General features: G+C 34.1%; 5 protein-coding genes, 1 rRNA gene and 1 pseudogene. 5 read left to right on the top strand and 2 right to left on the bottom strand.

All coding sequences use genetic code 11. The annotated features are described in order from the left end of the window. Positions 1–75: 75 nt before the first annotated feature. Positions 76–184, top strand: a 5S ribosomal RNA gene (gene rrf / locus T513_RS0109420). Between the two features lie 239 nt (positions 185–423). Here the strand turns inward: rrf and T513_RS0109415 are convergent. After that, positions 424–921 (bottom strand): dCTP deaminase/dUTPase family protein, encoded by a 498-nt coding sequence (locus tag T513_RS0109415; protein WP_029073062.1) that lies wholly within the window; start codon positions 919–921, stop codon positions 424–426. Positions 922–1,040: 119 nt separating this feature from the next. Here T513_RS0109415 and T513_RS0109410 point away from each other — a divergent pair, with 119 nt between their 5' ends. From T513_RS0109410 to T513_RS0109395, 4 genes are read left to right on the top strand one after another with little or no spacing between them, the layout of a single operon-like run. Continuing rightward, positions 1,041–1,709 (top strand): CDP-alcohol phosphatidyltransferase family protein, encoded by a 669-nt coding sequence (locus tag T513_RS0109410; protein WP_029071361.1) that lies wholly within the window; start codon positions 1,041–1,043, stop codon positions 1,707–1,709. Continuing rightward, positions 1,694–2,554 (top strand): phosphatidylserine decarboxylase, encoded by an 861-nt coding sequence (locus T513_RS0109405; protein WP_051550739.1) that lies wholly within the window; start codon positions 1,694–1,696, stop codon positions 2,552–2,554. Before T513_RS0109410 ends, T513_RS0109405 begins: the two co-directional genes overlap by 16 nt. Before the next feature lie 43 nt (positions 2,555–2,597). Continuing rightward, positions 2,598–3,365 (top strand): ParA family protein, encoded by a 768-nt coding sequence (locus T513_RS0109400; RefSeq protein WP_029071363.1) that lies wholly within the window; start codon positions 2,598–2,600, stop codon positions 3,363–3,365. After that, entirely contained in the window at positions 3,358–4,242 is an 885-nt protein-coding gene (locus T513_RS0109395) for a ParB/RepB/Spo0J family partition protein (protein ID WP_029073059.1), read from the top strand. The genes T513_RS0109400 and T513_RS0109395 overlap by 8 nt, the downstream gene beginning before the upstream one ends. A 100-nt stretch (positions 4,243–4,342) precedes the next feature. Here T513_RS0109395 and T513_RS12315 read toward each other — a convergent pair. Then, a pseudogene (locus T513_RS12315) lies at positions 4,343–4,582 on the bottom strand (IS110 family RNA-guided transposase); the annotation flags it as partial.

Here is a 4,582-nt window from a genome sequence, read left to right as displayed (position 1 = left end):
GCACTAATAGGTCGAGGACTTGACCGAAGAAGTATGAGAGAGATTCATGTGCGGCTTTGAAGGCTCGGCGGACAATCTGGCGGCGATGGCGCGATGGACACACCCGTACCCATGCCGAACACGGAAGTTAAGCATCGCAGCGGCGACGATAGTCGGAAACGGCAAAAACAGCACGCTGCCAGTCTGTCCGGTCCCCAAGGGGACTCCTTTTTTTTTGCCTTTTTTTCCGGAGGCGGTGAGCTTTCACAGGAGATGTGAAGGAACGTGCTGTATTCACAGACCGTGTGAATGCAGGAATCCTGTTCACACAATCTGTGAACTCTAAAACACTAATCACATCATACGTGCATAGCAACAACGGATACTCACTATTCACAATTATGTTGTGAATAGTGAGTATCTTTTTTTATAAAAAAAGAAGTACTATTTTGTAGTACTTCCAAAACCACCGTTTCTTACTTCAGTTGTTTCATCATCTTCAGTTAATCCATACATCATGAAAATACCTTGTGCGATACCTTCTCCCTGTTTAACTGATAATACTTTTTCTTCATTAGAATCATTAGTCAGCTTTAAGAAGATATGACCTTCATTATCACTGTAAAAATAATCAGCATCAATTACACCTACTGTATTATTTAACTGAATTCTATATTTAAAGCCTAAACCACTTCTTGGGAAAATCATCAATACCCATGATGGATTCATCTCTGCTCTAATTCCAGTAGGAATTTTAATTGTTTCCCCAGGATTTAATGTAAAATCAAAAGGTGCATAAAAATCATAGCCTGCAGAGAACTGTGTTGCTCTTTTAGGAAGCTTTAATGCTTCGTACATGCTTTTAGCTTCATCTTCCTTAAAATCGCTCATATCCTCAATAAATCGATCTATGCTTACTTTATAAAATTTTGCTTTTTCCATTTTTTCACTCCTTTTCGCTATTGTATCAAATTTTTTGATGCAATACATAAAGACATGAAAATATATATAAAAAAAATAAGAAGTATGTTATAATAATTGCGATATTTTGGGGTGATAAAATGATAGGATTTTACAACTATACAGTAATATTAACATATTGTAGTTTAGTGAGTGCCTTAATTGGAACGCACTTTGCATTTCAGCATCAATACGTCATTGCATTATTATGCCTAATGCTTTGCGGATTCTTTGATTCATTTGATGGTATTGTTGCTAGAAGCAAAAAAAATAGAACCGAAGAAGAAAAGATGTTTGGCATCCAGATCGACTCACTTGTAGATTTAGTTTCATTTGGTGTATTTCCAGCAGTTATTGCATATTCAATGGGAAGATTCACAATGTTAAGATGCCTACCATTTTTTGCAGTATATGTACTTGGTGCGGTAATCAGACTTGCATATTTTAATGTAACTGAAGACATGCGACAGAAAAAGACTTCTGAAAAAAGAAAGTATTATACAGGTCTTCCAGTTACTTCATCTTCTATTATCTTTCCAGCAATCTATTGCTTAAACATTTGGTTTAAAATACCAACTGTACAGATGATTTATTTCGTTGGATTAGGAATTGTTGGGATCCTGTTCATATCAAAAATTAAAGTTCCAAAACCAGATTTACGTGGAATACTTATTCTAATTGCTTTAGGTATCATTCTGTTTATCTCATTAGCTATTACCGGCAATATTCGTATGGGTGGAGGACATCCGTTCGGTTGGCTATATTTCTAAGAAATGGCCAAAAGGCCATTTATGATGAAACACAGGATAAACAGTTAAAGAAATTATATGGACATATTGCAGGAAGAGCTATACTTAAAGTGATGACTCTTCCTGTTATTACAAATATAGGTGGTGCCTATATGAATAGTCCATTATCTAAAGCAAGCATTAAAAAATTCATTAAAAAGAATAATATTGATATGACAGAGTATGAAGAAAAATCATACAGGAGCTACAATGACTTTTTCACAAGAGCAATAAAAGAAGGCGCAAGACCAATTCCAGAAGATCCCAAGGTTCTTATGGCGCCATGTGATTCAAAGGTCAGCTATTATAAAATAGAAGATGATACAAAAATTACAATTAAGCATACAGTTTATAAATTAGAAGATCTTCTGAAAAGTCCTCGATTGGCAGATGAATATAAAGGAGGAACTTGCCTTGTATTCAGACTGACAGTTGATGATTATCACCACTATCATTATTTTGATAATGGAACAAGTGAAAAGGAAGTAATCATTCCAGGAATATTCCATACGGTAAACCCAATTGCGAATGATTATTATCCAATCTATAAGACAAATACAAGACATTATACAATGATACATAGTGAAAACTTTGATGACGTTGTATATATGGAAGTAGGAGCATTGATGGTTGGAAAGATTGTTAATGCGAATAAGAAAGAATTCAAACGAGGTGAAGAAAAAGGCTACTTTGAGTTTGGTGGAAGTACAGTTGTGCTATTATTCAAAAAAGATATCTTGAATGTAGATGAAGATATCATTCAGCATTCTAAGAATCATGATGAAGTAAAAGTGAAATTAGGGGAACGCGTAGCAATACATCTCTAACTCGAATATACCTCACTAATCATTATTTTAAGGAGGAAAAACAATGGCTAAAGTAATAGCTATTACAAATCAGAAAGGCGGCGTTGGAAAGACAACTACAAGTGTAAATCTTTCTGCAGCCTTAGCAAAAATGAAGAAGAAAGTTCTTCTTATCGATATGGATCCTCAGGCAAATGCCACTCAAGGGATTGGAATTGATAGAACATCAATCAAAAATACAACATATGATGTTTTAGTAGATGATAAGGCATTAGAAGATATCATTGTTCATTCTTCACAAAGAGGATTGGATGTTGCACCAGCAAGCATTGATCTAGCTGGTGTAGAAATTCAGCTTTCAAATATTAAGACAGGAAAAGAACAGCGTTTAAAACATGCAGTCAGTAAACTAAAAAAAGTATATGATTACATTCTCATTGATTGTCCACCATCATTGAGCTTACTTAATACAAACGCCCTTTCTGCCTCTGATTCTGTATTAATTCCAGTACAGTGTGAATATTATGCACTAGAAGGTTTAACACAGCTTCTAAATACGATCTTGTTGACACAAAGTGTATTCAATAAGAACCTTACTATTGAAGGTGTACTTTTAACAATGCTAGATTCTCGTACAAACTTAGGTGTAGAAGTATCTCAGGAAGTAAGAAAATACTTTAAAGAAAAAGTATATGATACAGTTATTCCTAGAAATATTAAACTCTCAGAAGCACCATCTGCCGGATTATCAATCTTCGATTATGATCCAAGCAGTACTGGCGCAATCGCTTATAAAAAACTTGCAAAAGAAGTGGTGAAACGAAATGGCTAAAAAGAAAGCACTGACAAGAGGACTGGATGCTATCTTTAATGATGGTGCAACAGGTACGGATTTACAGTCCGCAATTGATGCTATTGAAAAAAAACCGGATGATTTTGAACAGGAACGAGTTGATATTGCGTCTATTAGACCAAACCCTTATCAGCCAAGAAAACTGTTTGATCAGGATAAGCTGGAAGAATTAGCTTCATCAATTAAAAAACATGGAATCTTTCAGCCACTCTTATTAAAAAAATCTATTCATGGATTTGAGATTGTCGCAGGTGAAAGACGTTATCGTGCAGCTAAGATTGCTGGTCTAGAAGAAGTACCTGCAATTATTGTAGATTTTACAGACAATCAGATGATGGAGATTGCACTTCTAGAAAACATTCAAAGAGAAAACTTGAATGCTATTGAAGAAGCGCAAGCTTATCAGTCAATGATGGATCGTTTGAACTTAACACAAGAAAAGCTGTCAGAAAGAATTGGTAAATCTAGAACACATATTGCTAATACATTACGTCTTCTTCAGTTGGATAAAGAGATTCAGAATTATATTTTAGATGGATCATTGACAATGGGTCATGTTAGACCATTGGTTGGACTTCCTGATGAAAAAGCTAAACAAGTTGCTAAAAGAGCCATTGATGAAAAGCTTTCTGTAAGAAGAGTAGAAGATATAGTAAAAGGTATGAAGCTTTCAGAAAAGAAAGCAGAGAAGAAGAAAAATACCAAAGATAAAAAGTATGATTATGCGGAAGGATTATTACGTAAGAAATATCATACTAATATTAAGATTGATGATAAGACTATTACTATCAAGTATAAAGGAAACGAGGATTTAAATCGTCTTCTTGAATTAATGGGTGTTATTGAAGATATTTAAGTAGGAGTTAAGTGTGAAACAAAAATCAATCAAAACGTATAAAAAAAGACAAACTTAAAAACAAGTTTGAATAATTTACAAAAAATAGAATAATTGAATATTATTGTTTAGTTAATTTAGAAACATCGAAACCTGATTTCTTAAGAAACTCAATCGCTGATTCTTCTGTTAAATCTTGTTGCTTTATAGGTGGCTTAGGATTTCTAAATGATTCATAATCTGAAGGATTAAATGTCTCTCCAGTAAGAATCATATGGTATATACTGACAAGCATCATTCTTGCAATTGCGATAATGGCTTTCTTGTGGCCTCGTCTCTTTTTGATACGAGAATACTTAAT

The sequence above is a fragment of the Kandleria vitulina DSM 20405 genome, from assembly GCF_000702065.1.
In the GTDB taxonomy this organism is placed as follows: Bacteria; Bacillota_I; Bacilli_A; order Erysipelotrichales; family Coprobacillaceae; genus Kandleria; species Kandleria vitulina.
This window is presented reverse-complemented; position numbering and strand designations above follow the sequence as displayed.

Coding starts and splice junctions, on each gene's coding strand:
- T513_RS0109410 (WP_029071361.1), top strand. CDS start 1,041: ATGATAGGATTTTACAACTATACAGTAATATTAACATATTGTAGTTTA.
- T513_RS0109395 (WP_029073059.1), top strand. CDS start 3,358: ATGGCTAAAAAGAAAGCACTGACAAGAGGACTGGATGCTATCTTTAAT.
- T513_RS0109415 (WP_029073062.1), bottom strand. CDS start 921: ATGGAAAAAGCAAAATTTTATAAAGTAAGCATAGATCGATTTATTGAG.
- T513_RS0109400 (WP_029071363.1), top strand. CDS start 2,598: ATGGCTAAAGTAATAGCTATTACAAATCAGAAAGGCGGCGTTGGAAAG.